The 17,897-nt window shown below is 45.7% G+C and carries 18 protein-coding genes; 5 read left to right on the top strand and 13 right to left on the bottom strand.

What is annotated here, in order from left to right; all coding sequences use genetic code 11:
• Positions 1 to 74: 74 nt before the first annotated feature.
• Both E5S67_RS11850 and E5S67_RS11845 read right to left on the bottom strand, forming a co-directional pair.
• Entirely contained in the window at positions 75 to 971 is an 897-nt protein-coding gene (locus tag E5S67_RS11850) for a PstS family phosphate ABC transporter substrate-binding protein (protein ID WP_172187342.1), read from the bottom strand.
• A 50-nt stretch (positions 972 to 1,021) separates the two neighbouring features.
• A complete protein-coding gene (locus tag E5S67_RS11845) occupies positions 1,022 to 2,173 on the bottom strand; it encodes a sulfate ABC transporter substrate-binding protein (RefSeq protein ID WP_339382844.1) in 1,152 nt (383 codons plus the stop codon).
• 131 nt (positions 2,174 to 2,304) lie between these two features.
• On the opposite strand from E5S67_RS11845, the gene E5S67_RS11840 reads away from it, so the two are divergent.
• Positions 2,305 to 2,520, top strand: coding sequence for an ATP-binding cassette domain-containing protein (locus tag E5S67_RS11840; RefSeq protein ID WP_216670371.1), 216 nt, complete (start codon positions 2,305 to 2,307; stop codon positions 2,518 to 2,520).
• A 446-nt stretch (positions 2,521 to 2,966) separates the two neighbouring features.
• Here the strand turns inward: E5S67_RS11840 and E5S67_RS11835 are convergent, their stop codons facing one another.
• Both E5S67_RS11835 and E5S67_RS11830 read right to left on the bottom strand, forming a co-directional pair.
• Complete coding sequence (locus tag E5S67_RS11835) at positions 2,967 to 3,839, bottom strand: alpha/beta fold hydrolase (RefSeq protein WP_172187340.1); 873 nt, start codon at positions 3,837 to 3,839, stop codon at positions 2,967 to 2,969.
• Between the two features lie 38 nt (positions 3,840 to 3,877).
• A complete protein-coding gene (locus tag E5S67_RS11830) occupies positions 3,878 to 4,087 on the bottom strand; it encodes a hypothetical protein (protein WP_172187338.1) in 210 nt (69 codons plus the stop codon).
• Positions 4,088 to 4,226: 139 nt separating this feature from the next.
• On the opposite strand from E5S67_RS11830, the gene E5S67_RS11825 reads away from it, so the two are divergent.
• A complete protein-coding gene (locus E5S67_RS11825) occupies positions 4,227 to 4,721 on the top strand; it encodes a GAF domain-containing protein (protein ID WP_172187336.1) in 495 nt (164 codons plus the stop codon).
• Between the two features lie 91 nt (positions 4,722 to 4,812).
• Here E5S67_RS11825 and E5S67_RS11820 read toward each other — a convergent pair whose 3' ends face one another.
• The 7 genes from E5S67_RS11820 to E5S67_RS11790 all read right to left on the bottom strand — a co-directional run bounded on the left by E5S67_RS11820 (position 4,813) and on the right by E5S67_RS11790 (position 11,585).
• Entirely contained in the window at positions 4,813 to 5,190 is a 378-nt protein-coding gene (locus E5S67_RS11820; RefSeq protein ID WP_172187334.1) for a helix-turn-helix domain-containing protein, read from the bottom strand.
• 14 nt (positions 5,191 to 5,204) lie between these two features.
• Entirely contained in the window at positions 5,205 to 5,498 is a 294-nt protein-coding gene (locus E5S67_RS11815) for a type II toxin-antitoxin system HigB family toxin (RefSeq protein ID WP_172187332.1), read from the bottom strand.
• Between the two features lie 200 nt (positions 5,499 to 5,698).
• Positions 5,699 to 6,241, bottom strand: coding sequence for a hypothetical protein (locus E5S67_RS11810; RefSeq protein WP_172187330.1), 543 nt, complete (start codon positions 6,239 to 6,241; stop codon positions 5,699 to 5,701).
• 226 nt (positions 6,242 to 6,467) lie between these two features.
• Positions 6,468 to 9,431 carry an excinuclease ABC subunit UvrA gene (gene uvrA, locus E5S67_RS11805; RefSeq protein ID WP_172187328.1) on the bottom strand — a complete coding sequence of 988 codons (2,964 nt, stop codon included), beginning with the start codon at positions 9,429 to 9,431 and terminating at the stop codon, positions 6,468 to 6,470.
• A 73-nt stretch (positions 9,432 to 9,504) separates the two neighbouring features.
• A complete protein-coding gene (locus tag E5S67_RS11800) occupies positions 9,505 to 9,948 on the bottom strand; it encodes a retroviral-like aspartic protease family protein (protein ID WP_172187350.1) in 444 nt (147 codons plus the stop codon).
• A gap of 120 nt (positions 9,949 to 10,068) precedes the next feature.
• Positions 10,069 to 10,701 carry a 7-carboxy-7-deazaguanine synthase QueE gene (locus E5S67_RS11795; protein WP_172187326.1) on the bottom strand — a complete coding sequence of 211 codons (633 nt, stop codon included), beginning with the start codon at positions 10,699 to 10,701 and terminating at the stop codon, positions 10,069 to 10,071.
• A gap of 185 nt (positions 10,702 to 10,886) precedes the next feature.
• A complete protein-coding gene (locus E5S67_RS11790) occupies positions 10,887 to 11,585 on the bottom strand; it encodes a class I SAM-dependent methyltransferase (protein ID WP_172187324.1) in 699 nt (232 codons plus the stop codon).
• A gap of 1,113 nt (positions 11,586 to 12,698) precedes the next feature.
• Between E5S67_RS11790 and E5S67_RS11785 the strand changes: the two genes are divergently transcribed.
• Together E5S67_RS11785 and E5S67_RS11780 are read left to right on the top strand one after the other, a co-directional pair.
• A complete protein-coding gene (locus E5S67_RS11785; RefSeq protein WP_172187322.1) occupies positions 12,699 to 13,469 on the top strand; it encodes a hypothetical protein in 771 nt (256 codons plus the stop codon).
• Between the two features lie 445 nt (positions 13,470 to 13,914).
• On the top strand, positions 13,915 to 14,361 hold the full coding sequence (locus tag E5S67_RS11780; protein WP_172187320.1) for a hypothetical protein: 447 nt from the start codon (positions 13,915 to 13,917) through the stop codon (positions 14,359 to 14,361).
• Positions 14,362 to 14,580: 219 nt separating this feature from the next.
• Here E5S67_RS11780 and E5S67_RS11775 read toward each other — a convergent pair whose 3' ends face one another.
• Together E5S67_RS11775 and E5S67_RS11770 are read right to left on the bottom strand one after the other, a co-directional pair.
• Positions 14,581 to 15,135, bottom strand: a complete 555-nt coding sequence (locus E5S67_RS11775; RefSeq protein WP_172187318.1) for a cyclic nucleotide-binding domain-containing protein — start codon at positions 15,133 to 15,135, stop codon at positions 14,581 to 14,583.
• 337 nt (positions 15,136 to 15,472) lie between these two features.
• Positions 15,473 to 16,456, bottom strand: coding sequence for a DUF1517 domain-containing protein (locus E5S67_RS11770; protein ID WP_172187316.1), 984 nt, complete (start codon positions 16,454 to 16,456; stop codon positions 15,473 to 15,475).
• 303 nt (positions 16,457 to 16,759) lie between these two features.
• On the opposite strand from E5S67_RS11770, the gene hemB reads away from it, so the two are divergent.
• Positions 16,760 to 17,743, top strand: coding sequence for a porphobilinogen synthase (gene hemB / locus E5S67_RS11765; RefSeq protein ID WP_172187314.1), 984 nt, complete (start codon positions 16,760 to 16,762; stop codon positions 17,741 to 17,743).
• The last annotated feature ends 154 nt before the right edge of the window (positions 17,744 to 17,897 follow it).

The following is a 17,897-nucleotide window of genomic DNA, read 5'->3' as shown; positions in this document are numbered from 1 at the left end:
AACAAGTTAAACACAGAGGTACTGGAATCATAATGAATACTCCTATATTTATTGTTTCAAGCACTGCATAGCCCTTAACTGAACCGTATTGCCACATAGCCCACACCATCCACCCATTTCCAAGAATTTTCTAAATAGAATTTCACGAATCTTTCCAGGGAAGGATTGGTTTCAAGGGCTTTTTTATTGACGTAGATAAAGAGAGGTCGAGATAGGGGGCTGTAGATATTTCTCAGAACGTTATCAAGGGGAACTGGTTTAACACACTTTCCATCCGCATTTTCAATCCCCACCGCGTTCAATTTGTCTTGGTTTTGGAGCAAGAAGGCAATTCCCAGATAGGCCAGTCCCGATTTATTGCCAATCACCCCTTGAACGAGGGTATTTTGGTTGCGACTGGGGGTAAAGTCGGTACGACTATTTCTCCTTTTACCTGTTATAGCTTGGGTGAAATAATCAAAGGTTCCCGTATCGGAAGGAGGGGCAAACAGCAACAGTTTTTCGTCTGGAAATTCGGGATTGATTTGTTTCCAACTTGCGATCTTGCCTTCCGATTTGGAATTCCACATTGTGTCTAATTCCTGAATCGTTAGACATTTGGCAAAGTTATTTTCCTTATTAACAACTACCGCAAGACCATCAAGAGCCATCGGCAGTTCAATAAATTCGATTCCTTTTTCCTCACATTTTTTGATTTCTTCGTCTCTGATCGTGCGAGAAGCCCCCGCAATCTCAAGGTTTCCAGCACAAAACTTGCTAAACCCTCCCCCTGTGCCACTGGCAGCGACGCTGACTTGGGCATTGGGATAAAGTTTTTGGTATTCTTCGGCGACGGCGAGGGAAACGCTAAAGCCCACAGCACCACCATCAATACTGATTTGCTGTTCCTTATCTCCTGAATTGCCACAACTCGTCATCAGGTTGCCCGTGACGATGAGAGGGATTAGGTAAAACCAACGAGAAAATTTCATAGGATTTGAGCGTAAATTTGGAAAAATGAAAGTGAATTAGGCGTTTAGGTTCAGGACTTGCCTTTAATTTGGTCAAAGATGCCATCCTTTGCAAAAAACTTCTCTTTGATCGAAGGCCACCCTCCTAAATCTTGAGCATTAAACAAGGTTTTAATTGGGGGAAATTGCACCTCTGTGCCTTGAGCGATAAAGGGATTGACCGAACGGTAGCCTAATTTGGCGAATTCTTGCTGAGCTTCGTCTGAATAGAGAAAATCGACAAAGGCTGCTGCCACTTCTCTCGTTCCATGCTTATCCACGTTTTTATCAACTATCGCCACGGGATTATCGATAGAGATATTGAGGGAAGGAACAAAATAACTGGTTTTGGGTCGGTTCGTTCCAGCTAAAATCACTTCATTTTCATAGGTTACTAAGGCATCTCCCTGCCCTTGTTGGAAGAATAAGTCGCTGGCTTCCCGCGCATCTTTCGTTAGGGTGGGAATTTTTTTATAGATTTTTCCCACAAAATCAAGGGCTTGTTCAGGATCTCCTCCTTCTTGGGTGACTGACCCCCACAGACCTAAAAATTGCCAAACACCAATACCAGAGGTTTGAGGATTCGCTGTAATGACATTTACATCTTCTTTGGCTAAATCTGCCCAAGTTTGAATATCTTTGGGGTTGCCTTCTCGGGTGACAATTGCCGCCACCGATTGACTAACTACTCCCCTTCTAGGAACTCTGTCCTGCCAGCCAGAATTAATTAAACCCGCTTCTTCGATGCGAACGACATCCAATGGGAGGGCAAGATGCACTACATCGGCTTCTTGTTTGCCGGCAACGATCTCGTCGGTTTGCGCTAAAGACCCGCCATAACTGCGTTCAAAAATGACGTTTTGGTTGTGTTCTTTCTGCCACTTTTCAACAAATTTAGGGACGATTTGGTCGTGGGCCGCTTTCGTCACTGAGAAGGAAACTAGGTTGAGCTTGATATCGCCTTGATTAGCCCTACTCGTTCCAGAGCAAGCAGCAATTGATGTACTTAGAATTACACTTAGTAAAAACAAGACGATGTACGCTTTTCCTGAGCGTCCTAGATGCTGAGATCTTTTGAGAAATTGCCCTGAAAATCGCAGCAATTGGGAACTGGCTGCGATCGCAAATTTTAGAGACTGAACGATCGAAGTCACTGAATTTTGCCAAACTTGTTGTTGATTCACCGATACTTTTTATTTAACTACGGTATTTCTATCGAGATTTCGTAGTTACTTTGAGGAGTATAGAGTCATCAAATTAGAGTCTTCAGTTTTCTTAATATTTTCTTAATGATTGATCTTAACCTACCGCTACCATGACCAAGAGTCCAAACTCACACCCGCCCGCCGCAGCCGCTAAACAGTTAGAACTGACTAACTTAAGTGACTCCCGCATTGGCGATGCCCAGAAAACGGTGATTATTGCCTCTGGAAGTGGGTGCGGTAAAAGTACGCTGTTGCGGATTATTGCTGGCTTGGAATATCCGACGGTGGGGGGAGTGTTTATTGACCCGGATGTCGCATCGCCGTAGAAGTGTTTGAAGGCAATATTAATGATGCTTCAAGCTTAAGTCCACTGCTGGAAAAAGTTCGCCAAAAGAGTTAGACAAAATTGTCACGCTCGACAACCGCTCGAATCGTCCACTTTGAGGAGCCGAAAAAATTGGGGTGAGAGTGGGAAAGGTCATCAATCGCTATCAGGTAGCAAAGCATTTTCATCTCAAGATTACCGACAACAGCTTCTGCTACGAACGAAACAGCGAGAAGATTGAGATGGAAGCGCATTTAGATGGAATTTATGTGCATTCGTACCTCGGTCTGTGCTTCTGGGTTAGATGAGAGAGAAACAGTGAAGGCGTATCAGAGTATATTCGATCGGACGCACCTTGCATCATCTCCGGTAGGGTGCGTCCGAAACAAAAACTTTCGAGTTGATGCAAAAACTTCGACTGACGCACCTTACACTATCTGTATCAATTCAAACAGCTTTGCTTGCCAAAAAATCTCTCATGTACCTATTCACCAACTCCGGCTGTTCCTGCTGCACCCAGTGGCTGCAATTAGGAATGTAATGAATCTGAAAATCCCGCACGTAATCTGCGGTTCCATAGGTTAACTCTTTACCGAGGGCGGCATCATTTTCTCCCCAAATCATCAGCGTCGGAACTTGCAGCACGCTCCAATTCTGGCGATCGAGAAATCCGCTAGCCATATTGCGGTAATAATTGATAGTAGCAGTCAGAGCGCCCCGTTTGGCAGCCGCATCTTTGTAAGCTTCGATATCTGAGGGGGTAAAAGTGTTTTTGTCAACTGCCATACCTTCCAAAGCAGCAGAAATTGCCTGATAGTCGCCCAACTGAATTAACAACTCCGGCAAAACTGGGAACTGAAATAAAAAGATGTACCAACTTTTTAGCAATTGTTGGGGAGTGCGTAACCCTTCAGCAAACTTTGCCGGATGCGGTAGATTCATCACAATTAATTTATCCACCATATGGGGGTAAGCATAAGCAAAATTCCAGGCGATCGCGCCTCCCCAGTCGTGACCAACTAAGACGCAACTTTCGTATCCCAAACCCTGAATAATTCCCTTGACATCTTGCACAAACTCTGCCATCACGTAAGCAGATTTATCCTGAGGTTTGTCGCTGTCGTTGTAACCCCTGAGATCCACAGCGACAACTTTATAATCTGATGCAAATTCCGGGATTTGATGACGCCAAGAATACCAAAATTCAGGAAATCCGTGCAGCATCAGCATCAGCGGCCCAGAACCTTGAGTGACATAGTGCAGTTTGATGCCGTTCGTAGCGATAAATTCGTGTTTCCAAGCAGCTTCCAGCACAGACATATTTGATGCTTCCTCTAGCTTTCGAGATATCCTAGCAGTTACTCTCTTTGAGAGGAACCAACTTTAGGCATATCTAGCAATTCACCCAGCACTTGTAAACTCTTCCTTTTCTCTTCATTTGTGGAACAGGCGTCCCGCCGCTGGTTCTTCGCGCAAAAAAAGCCGTAGCTTGCGGGACCCGACGCCATCGCCCATTTCCCAAAAAGATTGCTATCTTTGTCAAAAGAATAGTATAATGTTGCTGGCATCCAGACAACGGTTAAGCCAAAAATTACTCTTTTTCGAGCGCGCGAAAATCCCGAAGCGCAACAATTTTAGGTGTGGTAATTGTGCAATTTCAATAATTAATATCTGGCGAGTGTACTAAGAATTAAAGGAGTTAATACTATGTCTGGCGATCGCCTGCAAAACATTGTTAACCGCTTGACAGATCGTCTAAAGCGCGACGTATTAATTGAAACATCCCTCTACGACATTCGAGAAATTTTGCAGAGCGATCGCGCGGTGCTTTATCATTTTTACAAACAGTGGCAAGGTCGAGTGACTTACGAGATGTTAAGTGCGATCGAACTCTCCATCTTGGGTTCAACGGGGCCAGACGAGTGTTTTAACGGCGAATACGCTGCTTTGTACGAAGCCGGCCGAGTTAGAGCAATTGCAGACATTGAAGTAGAACCAATTCACCAATGCCACCGAGATTTTCTGCGTAGCCTGAAAGTTCGCGCCAATTTAGCCGTGCCAATTTTAACGAACAAAGGACTGTGGGGGCTGTTAATTGCTCATCAGTGCAGCGGGCCTCGTACTTGGTTGCGATCGGACATTGAATTCATGCAACAACAAGCACAAAATATGGCAATGTCTCCGACAATTCAAGATAGTTAATCTTTCCTCCAAAATCCTGCTTTGTGACTGTTCGGGTGCATTGTCTGTGCGAGCGAAAATTACCAACCAACCAAAATATGATGTTCTATTGTTAGGCAGAGGTTTGTAGCGAGTCATAGGGCTGGATGAGAATCTCAGCGGGAATTCCTAACTCTTGATTCAGCTTCCGAATCATTTCCAAAGTCAAGGAGCGTTTGCGAGATAATATCTCAGATACTCTAGCTCGACTGCCAATACATTGTTCCAAATCGCTACCAGACCATCCGCGAGCCTCCATGTAGTATTGAATGGCTGCAATTGGATCGGGTATTGCGATCGGAAAGTGTGCCTTCTCGTAAGCTTCTACTAGGGTACTGAGCACATCTAGGCGATCGGAGTCAGGTGTATTAGGAGGTGCATTAAACAGCAACTCAACCTCTCGAAGGGCATCCTGATAGTCAGTTTGGGTTCTAATTGGACGTATTTCCATATATCAATTTGTGTTTAGATTGTTTCTGCATCTACCTTGTCATACTCGGCATGAGTGCTTATAAAGCGGATAAAAATAATGCCAATGTCATAACGAATGGCAACAATCAGCCGATAGGAATTGCCTTTGATGTTGAACACAACACGATTGTTAGCAATGATGCTGGCATTACGATGAGCGGACTTAACATCGACTGGACTCTGCCAATCGGCGTGAGACGCTTCGTAGTACCAAGTTTTTAGTGCTTCTGAGGCATCTGGATGAGTTTCCCAGAAGTTTCGCAAGGTGCTGCGGGACAAAATACGCATAGAACTTATAGTAACTCGATCTTAAAACGGGAGCAAGAGGCGCTTGAAGAGATGCCAAATCTTTTTCCAAATTAAGCTTAACGGCTTGGGCTTCAGCAGTGGCGGGCGAACCTGTAGCCGGAAAGGCAGTCGGGTTGCTTCTAGCCTTCAAAATCACTGCGATCTTGTGGGCGCAGAGCACCGTCTGCTGGAAGCCCTTGTTAGTAGCCAAGAGTGGCTAGACGAAATCGGCTCAATTCTTCTACCCATTGCTTTGATACTGATAATAATATTTGTGATGTCTCTCGAAGACATTCAGGCGTAAAAAAAATTAGATCCTCACCAAGTTCTCGATTGAGAAAAGGAGTCACGTTTCCGTGACAAAGATCATTTCTTAGGGCAACGATCTTGACATCTACACGGTTAGGTTTAGTTGTTGCTAAATTTTCAATAAAGTCACTTTCACCTGGAAAGGCTAGGGCTAGAATTGGCATTCCCTTGTCGCCTGCTTGATTTATCAGAGTATTACTCAGCAACTTATAATCGCTCAGATCTTCGTTAAAGGACTTGCCTGCAAGTTGATGAATGGTTATTCGGAGGGTTGCCTCTATACCATTAATGAGCGATAAGACTCCTGGTATATATAGATCCTTCCGCAGCGCTTGTGCCCCTTGCACAAAAAACCAGTGCATTTCTGAACCACGCAAATGTGCAAAAAAAAGTCCATCATTGGGTTGGTCAAATACCGAAAGCATATCGCTCATATTTCTACCTTGAATGTATAACCAACATAGTAGAATACCAAGCTTATTTTATAACTTGTCCTCTTCATTTCAACTGGCTTGATGACTTGACAGCTAACTTCTAATTGTATCGCAGTTGCGGTACAGTAAGGGATATAATCAAACAATACCGCAGCTCGATCACCTACATCTTTCTTACTCCCCATCAGCATCTCCCTTCCTCGAAGGTTAGGTGCTGTAGTGAGAATTAACTAACAGCTACAGCCTCCCCTAAAGGATGCTGCTGCAAAACCGCTTGCAAATACTTCCCAGTATAAGACCTCTGATTTGCCGCCACATCCTCCGGCGTCCCCGCCACAATAATTTCGCCGCCCTTATCTCCCCCTTCAGGCCCCAAATCGATCGCCCAATCGCAGCACCGAATCACATCTAAATTGTGTTCGATTACCAAAATTGAATTACCCTTATCCACCAATCTTTGCAGCACATTTAACAAATGGTGAACATCATAAAACGACAAACCAGTCGTCGGTTCATCGATTAAATAAAGTGTCTTCCCAGTAGCGCGGCGCGACAGTTCCGTTGCCAATTTTACCCGCTGCGCTTCCCCCCCAGAAAGCGTCGGCGCCGGCTGTCCCAACTGAATGTAACCCAAACCAACATCAACCAAAGTTTGCAGTCTGGCGCCTGCCCTGGGAATATTTTTAAACATTTCCAAAGATTCCTCCACAGTCATGTTCAAAACATCGGAAATCGACTTGCCTTTGTACTTCACTTGCAGCGTTTCCCGGTTGTACCGTGCACCCTTGCAAACCTCGCACTGCACGTAAACATCCGGGAGAAAATTCATCGAAATCACGTTCACGCCTTGGCCTCCGCAAGCTTCGCACCTTCCCCCTTTCACGTTAAAAGAAAACTGCCCCGCTTTGTAACCTCTGGCCTTCGCTTCAATGCTTTCGGCAAACAAATCCCGAATCACATCAAAGACTCCCGTGTAAGTAGCGGGATTAGAACGCGGAGTACGACCGATGGGAGATTGATCGATGACAATTACCTTATCAACCACATCCTCTAGAGAGCGTTCGCCTTTAGTTTTGAGGGCGTCCATATCGGGTGGTAAAGGCACTTTTTTGGTGATATAGTGTTGCAGTGACGGGTAGAGCAATTCATTGATTAAAGTTGATTTTCCCGAACCGGAAACCCCCGTCACGCAGACAAGTTTTCCCAGCGGAATTTCCACATCAATATTTTTTAAATTGTTGCGCCTCGCATTTGTGATTGAAAGAGCTTTGCCGTTGCCTTTTCTCCTTTCATTAGGAGTTTCAATTACTCGCTTTCCCGACAAATAAGCACCCGTCAAAGATTCCTCTGCCGTTAGCAAATTTTCTAAACTTCCTTGCGATATAATTTTGCCACCGTGAACGCCGGCGCCGGGCCCGATATCGACAATGTGGTCGGCAGCTCGCATGGTTTCTTCATCGTGTTCTACGACAATCAAAGTATTGCCTAAATCCCGCAATTTTGTTAAGGTTTGCAGCAGGCGAAAATTGTCTCTTTGGTGCAGTCCGATGCTCGGTTCGTCCAAAACGTAGAGAACACCAGTCAAACCCGAACCGATTTGAGTCGCCAGCCGAATTCGCTGGGCTTCTCCGCCAGAAAGCGTCATTGCTGCGCGGTCTAAAGTCAGGTAATCTAACCCGACATCGAGCAAAAATTGCAGCCTTGCTTTGATTTCTCTCAGGGCTAAATCGGATATTTGGAATTGCCGATCGCTCAATCCCAAATTATTTACTCGTTCGCGGCATTCGCGAATCGAAATACTGGTTAAATCCACAATTCCGTACTGTCCCAACCGCACCGAAAGCGCCTCTGTTTTCAAGCGCTTGCCGTGACAAACCTCGCAAGAGCGATCGACCCGATACTGTTCCAACTTCTGCTTGATCAGATCGGAACCAGTATCGTCGTACTGGCGCTGCAACATGGAAATTACGCCCTTAAAATCTCTTTTCAAATCGGTGGTGTTGCCCTCTCGCTTCTTACTTTCTGAGGTACCCCTGGACTCATTGCCGTACAAAATCACGCGCTGGTGTTCGGGCTTTAATCGATACCAAGGAGTGTCGATATCAAACCCGCAAGTATCAGCAATACTGCACAGCAAAGAAAGATAATAAGAATTGTCTTTGTCAGACCAAGGTGCGATCGCACAATAAAGAGGTGCTTTCTCGTCGGGAACTACCAACTCCGGCGCAAAAGTCCGCAAACTCCCCAAACCGTGGCAGTTCTGGCACGCGCCGTAGGGCGAATTAAAAGAAAATAGCCTGGGTGAAAGTTCTTCCATTACCGCGCCGTGTTCGGGACAAGCAAAGTTTTCGGAAAATACGATCGGCCCCTGTGGTTCGGAATTTTCATCACTCGGTAACTCTTCAATTATCGCAATTCCCTCTGAATGGCGCAAACAAGTTGCCAGAGAATCAACTAAACGTTCTTCTAAACCCGGTTTTTTAATTAACCGATCGACAACTATCTCAATATTGTGCGTATGATTTTTATCTAATTCGATATTTTCCGAAAGTTCTAAAATTTCTCCGTCAACTTTGACGCGGATAAATCCTTCCGCAGCTATACTCGACAATAATTTGCGGTGAGTGCCTTTTTTTCCGCGCACAACTGGTGCCAGAAGGTGAAAGCGAGTGCCGTCGGGAAGTGCCATGACTCGATCGCACATTTCATCAATTGTCTGCGGCGCAATGCTGCGATCGCAAATCGGACAGTGCGGTTCACCGGCTCTGCCGTAGAGCAATCTGAGATAATCGTAAATTTCTGTAACAGTGCCAACAGTCGATCGCGGGTTGTGAGAAGTTGACTTTTGGTCGATCGAAATAGCCGGACTCAAGCCTTCAATCGCGTCCACATCCGGTTTGTCCAACTGTCCCAAAAACTGGCGCGCGTAGGCGCTGAGAGACTCCACGTAGCGGCGCTGTCCCTCGGCAAAAATTGTATCGAAAGCGAGGGAAGACTTACCAGAACCGGAGACACCCGTAAAAACTATCAGACGATCGCGCGGCAGTTCCAGATCGATATTTTTCAGGTTGTGCTGTCTCGCACCGCGAACCCGAATCATATTTTGGTTGTTAGAGTGAGAATTGGTCACATTATGCCCGTTGCGGGATGCACTTGGCTGGCTGTTTGAGGTTTCGGCGCGTTGGGACATGAGAGTAGTGCAAAACAGTGCTTAACCATCTTAGCGCTGCAGATCGAATTGCTGGCATCCAAACTCAAGAATATCAAAGAATTGTCAAATAGGTTTCCGTCGGCCCGTCGGGCAAAACTTTCAATCTTTGATTTTTTAAATCAATTTCAATTCCCAGCGCTTCCATCGGAATCACACCTAAAAGTGGCGTTTTCCCCTCGGGCAATTCCAGACACTCAAAAGTGCCTTCGCGCCCGCACAGAGAAATCTTGGCATCTTGAAAAATCCTCGCTTCACTAATGCCTGTGGCTGTTTCCACAACTACTTGCTTGAGAATTTTCAAACCCAGTCGGGCAATGACATCTTTAGGCAAACACAAAGTTGTCGCGCCCGTATCCACCAAAACATTTTCTAGAGTAACAGACCTGACTTTTTCAATGGGAATTAAACCATCTTCGGCTTTCCCTTCGTCCAGCCGATTCGTAATTACTAGGGTTGTGATAACTTTTCCTATTGGGGTTTCCGTAGTTGTTTCCATTACGTTCAGATTATCATAAATTGCTGCTTTAATTTTAGCACATATTTCCACATCTTGTAGGGCGATATACTCCCACTTTGCACCCCCCACCTGACGAATAGCTCTGACTAACTTCTCAACTTATTGCACACCAATAAACTTGTGAGTTTGCAAAGATAACTTGTAACTAGGATTTTGTTTCAGCAATTCCAAGATTATGGGAATCGCTGAATCTTTCGAGTTCCATTCTGGTTGCAAGAAAACCGGAATATCCACATTACTTGCCAAATGCTTGTGATAAAATTCAACTTCTTCGCCAGTGCTAACCACCAACTTAATTTCATTAGCTCTAGTCCAAAAAAGCTCTTGCACCGGATATTTAGGGTTGATGTGTTCCTTAGGAGAAAGAGTAATCCAAGCCTGCGGCGAAACATCCTGCCACCAAGCACCGGAAGTTTCAATACTCACCTGCTTGTCAGCTTCTAACAAAGCTTCAACTAACTCCGGCAAATTCTGATGTATAAAAGGTTCGCCGCCAGTAATGACAACTCTCGGAGACTGCAATTGAGCGAGCAATTGTGCGATCGACTGTGGCGCAGACGGCAAACCTTTGCCCCCATTTGCGTAACCGGTGTCGCACCAAGGACATCGCACAGGGCAACCTGCCAATCTGATAAAATCAACTAAAGCCCCCGTCCAGTAACCTTCGCCTTGAACAGTACACTGAAAAGTTTCGTGAATCGGTAATTTTACCTGCAAATTTGAACCCAGCATTTGCGCCTCTGATTAACTAAAAAATAAATCATTCTCTAGGGTACGCATTGCGCACCTTACTCTATACTTTTGAGTTTCTAGGGTGCGCATTGCGCACCTTACTCTATATAAAACTGACTTGTATATTCTTGAATAATTAGCAGTTTGTGGCAATTTAAAATGAACCGCAAACCGCAAACAACTCTTTAATTATGCTGTTCAGGTTCCATCATAGTAGCCCAGCGGCGTTTCAATGCCAAAGTCAGCCCGTCACCAATGGGGACAACACTGAGAGTAACTCTGGGATCGTTGCGCAATTTGTCGTTAAAAGTACGAATGGCGGTGGTACTTTCGTCTTGTACTTGAGGGTCAGCAACTCGTCCAGACCACAGAACATTGTCAATTACAACTAAACCGCCATTGCGTACAAGTTGCAGCGATCGCTCAAAATAAGCCTCATAATTTTCTTTATCGGCGTCGATGAAGGCAAAATCAAAGGTTCCTGCTTGTCCTTCAGCTATTAACTTGTCAAGAGTATTTATTGCTGGGCCCAACTGCAAAGAAATCTTATTAGCAACGCCCGCAGCTTCCCAATAGCGTCGCGCGATCGCAGTATATTCCTCGCTGACATCGCAAGCAATAATCTGACCGTTTGAAGGCAGCGCTAAAGCTACGCACAGCGAGCTATAACCAGTAAAAACGCCAATTTCTATGGTTTTGGTCGCTCCCATAAGCTGAACCAGCATCTCCATAAACTGACCTTGTTCGGGAGCAATCTGCATCATAGCCCTAGGATGCTTAGCAGTTTCTTCCCGTAGGGAAGCGAGAATGTCTGGCTCCCGCAGAGAAATAGATAACAGATAATCGTAAAGTTGATTTTCTAGGCCAAGAGTTGAGTTCGCCATCGGTTTGTCCTTCCTGCTGACTTTTTATTTGAGATTGTAGACGCGCAGTTAATGGAAATCGGAGACTGTAGAGTTAAATTTGGCACCTATTTTGCTGTGGATGATGACAGGTTGCAGTAGCAGTGTCTCGGTTATGGAGAGGCAACTTGCAAAACGCGCGATCTAGCTCCAAACCAGTTTATCTCAGCCACAGGTGATTTAGCAGCTCTGGAAAAGAAAAATCGATAGAGGGGAGCGTTTTGAGATGGCGGCGTTCCTAGCACTAGCACCGCGTAACGCCGTTAGTGATACCAGTTCAAAAGATGAATGCAACTGTGGACAAGCTGCAAACCCATACATAATCTGCCATTGCTCATCTCAAATCTCAAATCTCAAATGCTATGAGTTGGGTAGAATGTGACCGAAAGCATCTAGGATACAAGCCCCCGGATTCATCCGTGGATAAATAAAAAACCTGTATCCGATAAAGGAGCCCCCGAATTTATCCGTGGGGTCAATGCTTCAATTCTAAAATCTAAAATCTAAAATCTAAAATCTAAAATCTAAAATCGATTGACTTCATCCCGATCGCTAAGTAGATGAACTGCGAAAAACATAAGTAGTCAAAAGCGAGTGAAATGAAGCAATCGCAGAGGTTGTGATTAGTTTACATTTTGTTACATTCCCAAGTTTTTGCGCGTCGCTCTACTTAATCCTCAATGACTAATTATTGAGAAGTTACGCACTCTCAAAAAACAAACCGTTTCATTTAACTCTTATTGATGGGTTAAAGCCGGTGTATTTTCCTGGAACAAAGCAGGGGCCTGGAAACACTGGTGTCGCGGAGTATGACTAATCACTAATAAACTCGGTTTAATAGGACGATTGCTTAACTGTCACAGTTTATTCCTGCACACCTAAACAACCTACCCACAATCAGCACAACATTCCAGGATTTAGGTAAAGCAAGTATTTGTGGGAAAAAACTTGGTTCCTATCAACCCTTTACCCGCACTATTACTCATAACGAATAAACTGGGTTTAATAGGACGATTACTTAACTGTCACAGTTTATTCCTCCATACTTAAACAACCTACCCACAATCAAAACAACATTCTACCAAGGCGATAGTTATGTATTACAGTTTTGCAGGTTTCGGTGCCGTCACAGGTGTATTTTTGCTGCTAGTTTTTGCCATTCTGCAATGGCTGCACATCCCCGCCGGCAGCTTCATCGATTGGGTAATTGCCATAGCTAGTTTTGAATGGCTGTTGTTGATAGTTACAGTTCCCTGGAATATCCATTTTGAAGCTAAAGAAGTTTTAGCGCAAGCTGCAGAATCAACAGCAAAAGGGATTGCAGTAGACGAGAAGCAAGTCAAATATGTTAATTTATTAGCTAGCCGTTCCTTGTGGGTTGCTCTCGGACTTCACCTCTTGAGTGCGATCGCACTTTACGCCCTAGCAGCCGCCGGAATTAGCGCTGTTGGCTATCTGAGTTCCGGTGCAGCGCTGCTGTTAACTATACTGCGCCCCGCGATTAGAGGTTATCAGTATTTAGCGGCGCGGCTGACAATGATTCGCAGTCAATTTTTGCATCCCCGCGAAGATATTCTCGAACTCCGCACCCGCTTCGCCAACTTAGAATCTACCCTTCAAAATTTGGAAGCTAGATTCAATTCTAACGATCCGAATTCTTGGGTAGCTGTACAAGAGCGGCAGCAGGAAGCGACTAGAAGAGAATTAACTCGACTAACAGCATCACTGGAAAATTTCCGATCGACAAACCAAGCCGAACACACTGCACTGGCAAGAAATGCAGAAAGTGCGATCGCCCAACTCACCGATGACGGACAGTTTCTCAACCACGTCCGCGAAATCATCCGCTTCTATAAAGAAGCATAAAAGAAGTCATTAGTGATTAGTCATTAGTGATTAGCGATTAGTCATTAATGATTAGTCATCAGTCATTCTCCCAATTACCCATTCTCAATTTCCCTTCCCAATTATCTACCTTTAGATAGATGTCAAATACTCGCAGGCTGTGGAATTGGCAATGTAAAGATAATTTTATCAGTCTTGAGGAAGACTCAATAAATGTATTTTTCATATAGCAACCGCCCTGACGGTTAGCACGTTCTTAATTCCTGAAACCCTTGCGGAAGATTGCTTCTTCCTTTTCTCGTAGATAACTAAAACCTTTTTGCTTCTTCCTTGTTCCTTCAACATCTGCTATAAAAGCAAGTTCTCGAAAACTATAACCAAAGATAGTTTGTGAATGAGCTAGCTTGGCCTTAATATTTAAACATAAGCCAAACATCTTTTTGTAAAGATAACTCAGGAATAAATCATGACTAATCGCCAACCAACACCGCCCGACGAAGAAATTAGCAAATCAACACCCGCCGACGAACAAATCGAAGCTAATATGGAAGCCCCGCACTACGACAGGGGCATTACTCCTGCGGAGACAGCAGCGCGGCAAGAACGCGAAGGCGCTAACTTCATGCACCCTACCACCGAAGGGAAGCAGAAAGGTGCAAAAACTGATGACCAAACCGATGACGAAAGCATTCACACTACAGATGGTTATACAGTAGACAAAGAAGGTCTAGTTAACAATTACGCGATCGAACCGGAAATGTACATCAACGAACCGGGCGATTTGAGAGCAAAAGAGGAAGCCGAAGCCCAAGAACGCGCTCGAATTCTCGCAGAAGTCAAAGATAAAAAAGGCGAGGAAGGAAAACTGACCGACGAAGAAGACACCCGCGGCAAAGGGCCGGGAATTATCTAGATTGTGTGGTTGGTAGTTGCATTTGGGCGCGCGAGGTTGCAACTGTAAAGCAAAGGGGGGGTTGTTATAGTTCCGGCAGTTATCGATCGATATTTCCGGTAAAACCCGCCCCTATCTTGCTGGAGACTTCTGTTTTTAGACTTGAGAGTTTACATCGATAAATTACCGTCTGTATTGGTCTGTTTTCACAGCACAAACTCAAAAACGCCTTAAAATTACTCAAGCCCTAACATTTTCCTTCAGCCAATTAAACTTAGCCTGAGCCAGCGCCAAATTTTCCAGGACGTTAGGATTGATATCCTCCCGTTCAAATTCTGGTTTATCTAATTCTATATTGCGCCCGTATTCTATATGTCTGATCGTACCGCGCATCCTGTCTGCCAGACACAGTGAAATTCCATAATAAAACCGGGAAGCAAAGCCCATATCCTGTTGAAGTTTGATTACTAACTGCCGCCTGGGAATTGCCAGCAAGTGAGTTTCTTCGATCGCCTTCACCGTTGCCAAAGGAGGGCGAGCGTCAATAAAAGAAACTTCTCCAACCAGTTCTCCGCTGGCTATTTTAGCAAGTTCTTTAGTCCCCTCAGCCTCGATCAAAACGCTCAAACTCCCATCCAAAACAATGTATAGCGCATCGATCTGTCTCCCTTCATGGATCAAAATCGCGCCCGGATCTAGAATTTCCTTTTTGCCTTTTTGGACGATCCAGTTGATATCGTCATTATTTAACTGGCTCAAAATGAAAAGTGCTTTTTTTCTGCTGCTGTCGGCCATAAGTTTAGCTCCCGATGTTTCTTTTTTCTTCTATAAAATTTAGAGTACACCCGGTTGCAACTTCTTCCGAAGCAGTAACTCCTGACTCAATCAGTTTTTTTTATCCTGCCTAACTTCTTCGCCAAACTTTTCTCGGGTCAGCCATGCCCATAGCAGAAGATCGATCGAACTGAATCATAATCTCTAAATAGTAGCATTTGTTAAACAATCTTTTTTAAGTCGATCGGCATCCACAAACTCCCGCGAAATGCCCGTCTCAAAGGCAATTGGGTTCGCCCCCACAGTTTTGGGGCGGGATGGGGCGCGGCAGACAATGCTCCGCGCCCAGTCTTGCTCACTAAATCGATCGCAAATCAGGATAGCCGGCCAACATATCGTCAGCAGTCAGAGTGTCCCCGTTCGCTTGAGGAGTCCACAGCACCTCAACCGCCAGCAACTGCTCGCTCGATACTCCGCCAATCTGGCGCAAAGCTTGGCGCAAATCTTCAGAGTTTTTCACTGCTGGCAATTGCAATTTGCCTTGAGTACCGACAAGTACCGTCACCACAATAAATTCCCCGGGATCTGAATTCAAATCAGAGGCAACCAGCGCGCCATTTTCCTGCGAACCTGGCAGGACATTGCTGCTCCCTGCTTGGCGGAGCTGATTGTTATAATTCGAGAGCGTTTCTTCAGTAAATTTACTGCGTTCTGCCAAAGAAAGTTGATTAAACTTAGCTTCGGCTGCTTCTAAGCGAGTTTGCACAGATTCAGCGCCCGCGTAAACCCAGTATTCAGGATGCCGCAGCAGCGCCAGAGTAGATTCTTGCACCACTTGAGCGCGACCGGCCGCTGTATCGGTATCCGCTTTGCGCGCTAGGGAGTCGAGTTCGGCTTGCAAACCGCGAGCCTCTGCTAGCAAACCAACTTGCAAGCGGGCGACAGATACGGTGGTACTGGGAGCGCTGTTGCCCAGTTCGTCAGTTCCGCCTCCGGCGCGGCGGAAACTTTGGACGAGGAAATTAGCGATCGAGATAAAAATCAAAATCGAGAACAGGCCGCCAAACCCGCCCCCAAAGCCAAAAAACGGCAGTAAGAACGGGAAACCGAAGCCGCCGCCAAAGCCACCGCCCGGGTAGTAACCGCCTCCCGACGGCGCGTAAGTGCGGCTCGGCGATGAGTAACTGGGCGCCGGAGCTCTAAAAGATCCGCCCCCGATGCGTCCTCCGCTGCGGGCTGCCAGAGCTCCGTCAGCGTTACCGAGGGCTAGCGTCAGTACCAGACCGATCGCGAATAGTGGTTTCAAAAGCGGTTTCATCTTTGAAATTAGTTGCTTGTACATAAGACCGTTACTATTCGATACATTTATAATTTACCGTCTATTCTCGCTTCTGGGCACCCTGGTTGCAGGTGTGAAGCCAGCGAGATATCCGTACTAACCGATCCGAGAAGCAGCGTTAGGGCTGTGTCTGGGAAAGGGAAAGGCTACAAAGGACTTGCATTCCTGACTGCGAACAATCGACATCGCGGGTTTTACAGAAGTTTACTTAAGTACAGGGCGATCGGCCAACAATAAGCTCTAGACTTTTAAAGAAACCCCGCGAGTCCTAGAAAACAGGCATTTATCTACCGTAAAAAAAACATTATGTTTCCAACTCACCGCCCCCGCCGCCTCCGCAACCATCCCCAACTCCGCCGGATGGTACGCGAAAATATCTTGACAACCAGCGATTTAATTTACCCCCTATTTGCCGTACCGGGGGAAGCTTTTGCTAAAGAAGTCACATCGATGCCGGGAGTTTACCAGCTATCGGTAGACAAAATAGTAGAAGAAGCAAAAGAAGTCTACGACCTCGGCATTCCGGCTATTATTTTATTCGGCATTCCCGCAGATAAAGACACAGATGCTACAGGTGCTTGGCACGACTGCGGCATCGTCCAACAAGCGACGGAAGCAGTTAAAAAAGCCGTACCGGATTTAATCGTCATGGTCGATACTTGTCTGTGCGAATATACCAGTCACGGTCACTGCGGCTATTTGGAAGTCGGAGATTTAAGCGGCCGCGTCTTGAACGATCCCACACTAGAATTGCTGAAGAAAACCGCAGTTGCTCAAGCTAAAGCCGGTGCAGATATTATCGCACCTTCGGGAATGATGGACGGTTTTGTCGGAGCAATTCGCCAAGGATTGGACTCCGCTGGATTTGAAGATATTCCCATCATGTCTTACGCGGCAAAATACGCCTCAGCTTATTATGGCCCGTTCCGGGATGCGGCCGATTCTGCTCCGCAATTTGGCGATCGGCGCACCTATCAAATGGACCCGGGAAACGGCAAGGAAGCTCTCAAAGAAATAGCTCTCGACATTGCCGAAGGCGCAGATATGCTCATGGTTAAACCCGCTTTAGCTTACATGGACATCATCTGGCGCGTGAAGGAAGCAACTAATCTGCCAGTTGCTGCTTACAACGTTTCTGGAGAATATGCGATGGTGAAAGCCGCCGCCCTCAACGGTTGGATAGACGAAGAAAGAGTAGTGATGGAAACTTTGACAGGATTCAAGCGTGCTGGTACTGATTTGATTTTGACTTATCACGCCAAAGACGCCGCGCGCTGGCTGCAAAACTGATTCACTCGATTAGAGATTAGAGATTAAAGAATTGACTCCACAGCACAATCTTCGGGTGTTCTCGTGGAGTCAATACCTCTCTCGATAGATGATTTTTGAGCAATTAGGCAACACACAAGCTATCGCTTACGCTTACCGATGGACGACGCCTCGA

Origin of the sequence: Microcoleus asticus IPMA8 (genome assembly GCF_013179805.1) — a bacterium.
Lineage (GTDB): Bacteria > Cyanobacteriota > Cyanobacteriia > Cyanobacteriales > Microcoleaceae > Microcoleus > Microcoleus asticus.
This window is presented reverse-complemented; position numbering and strand designations above follow the sequence as displayed.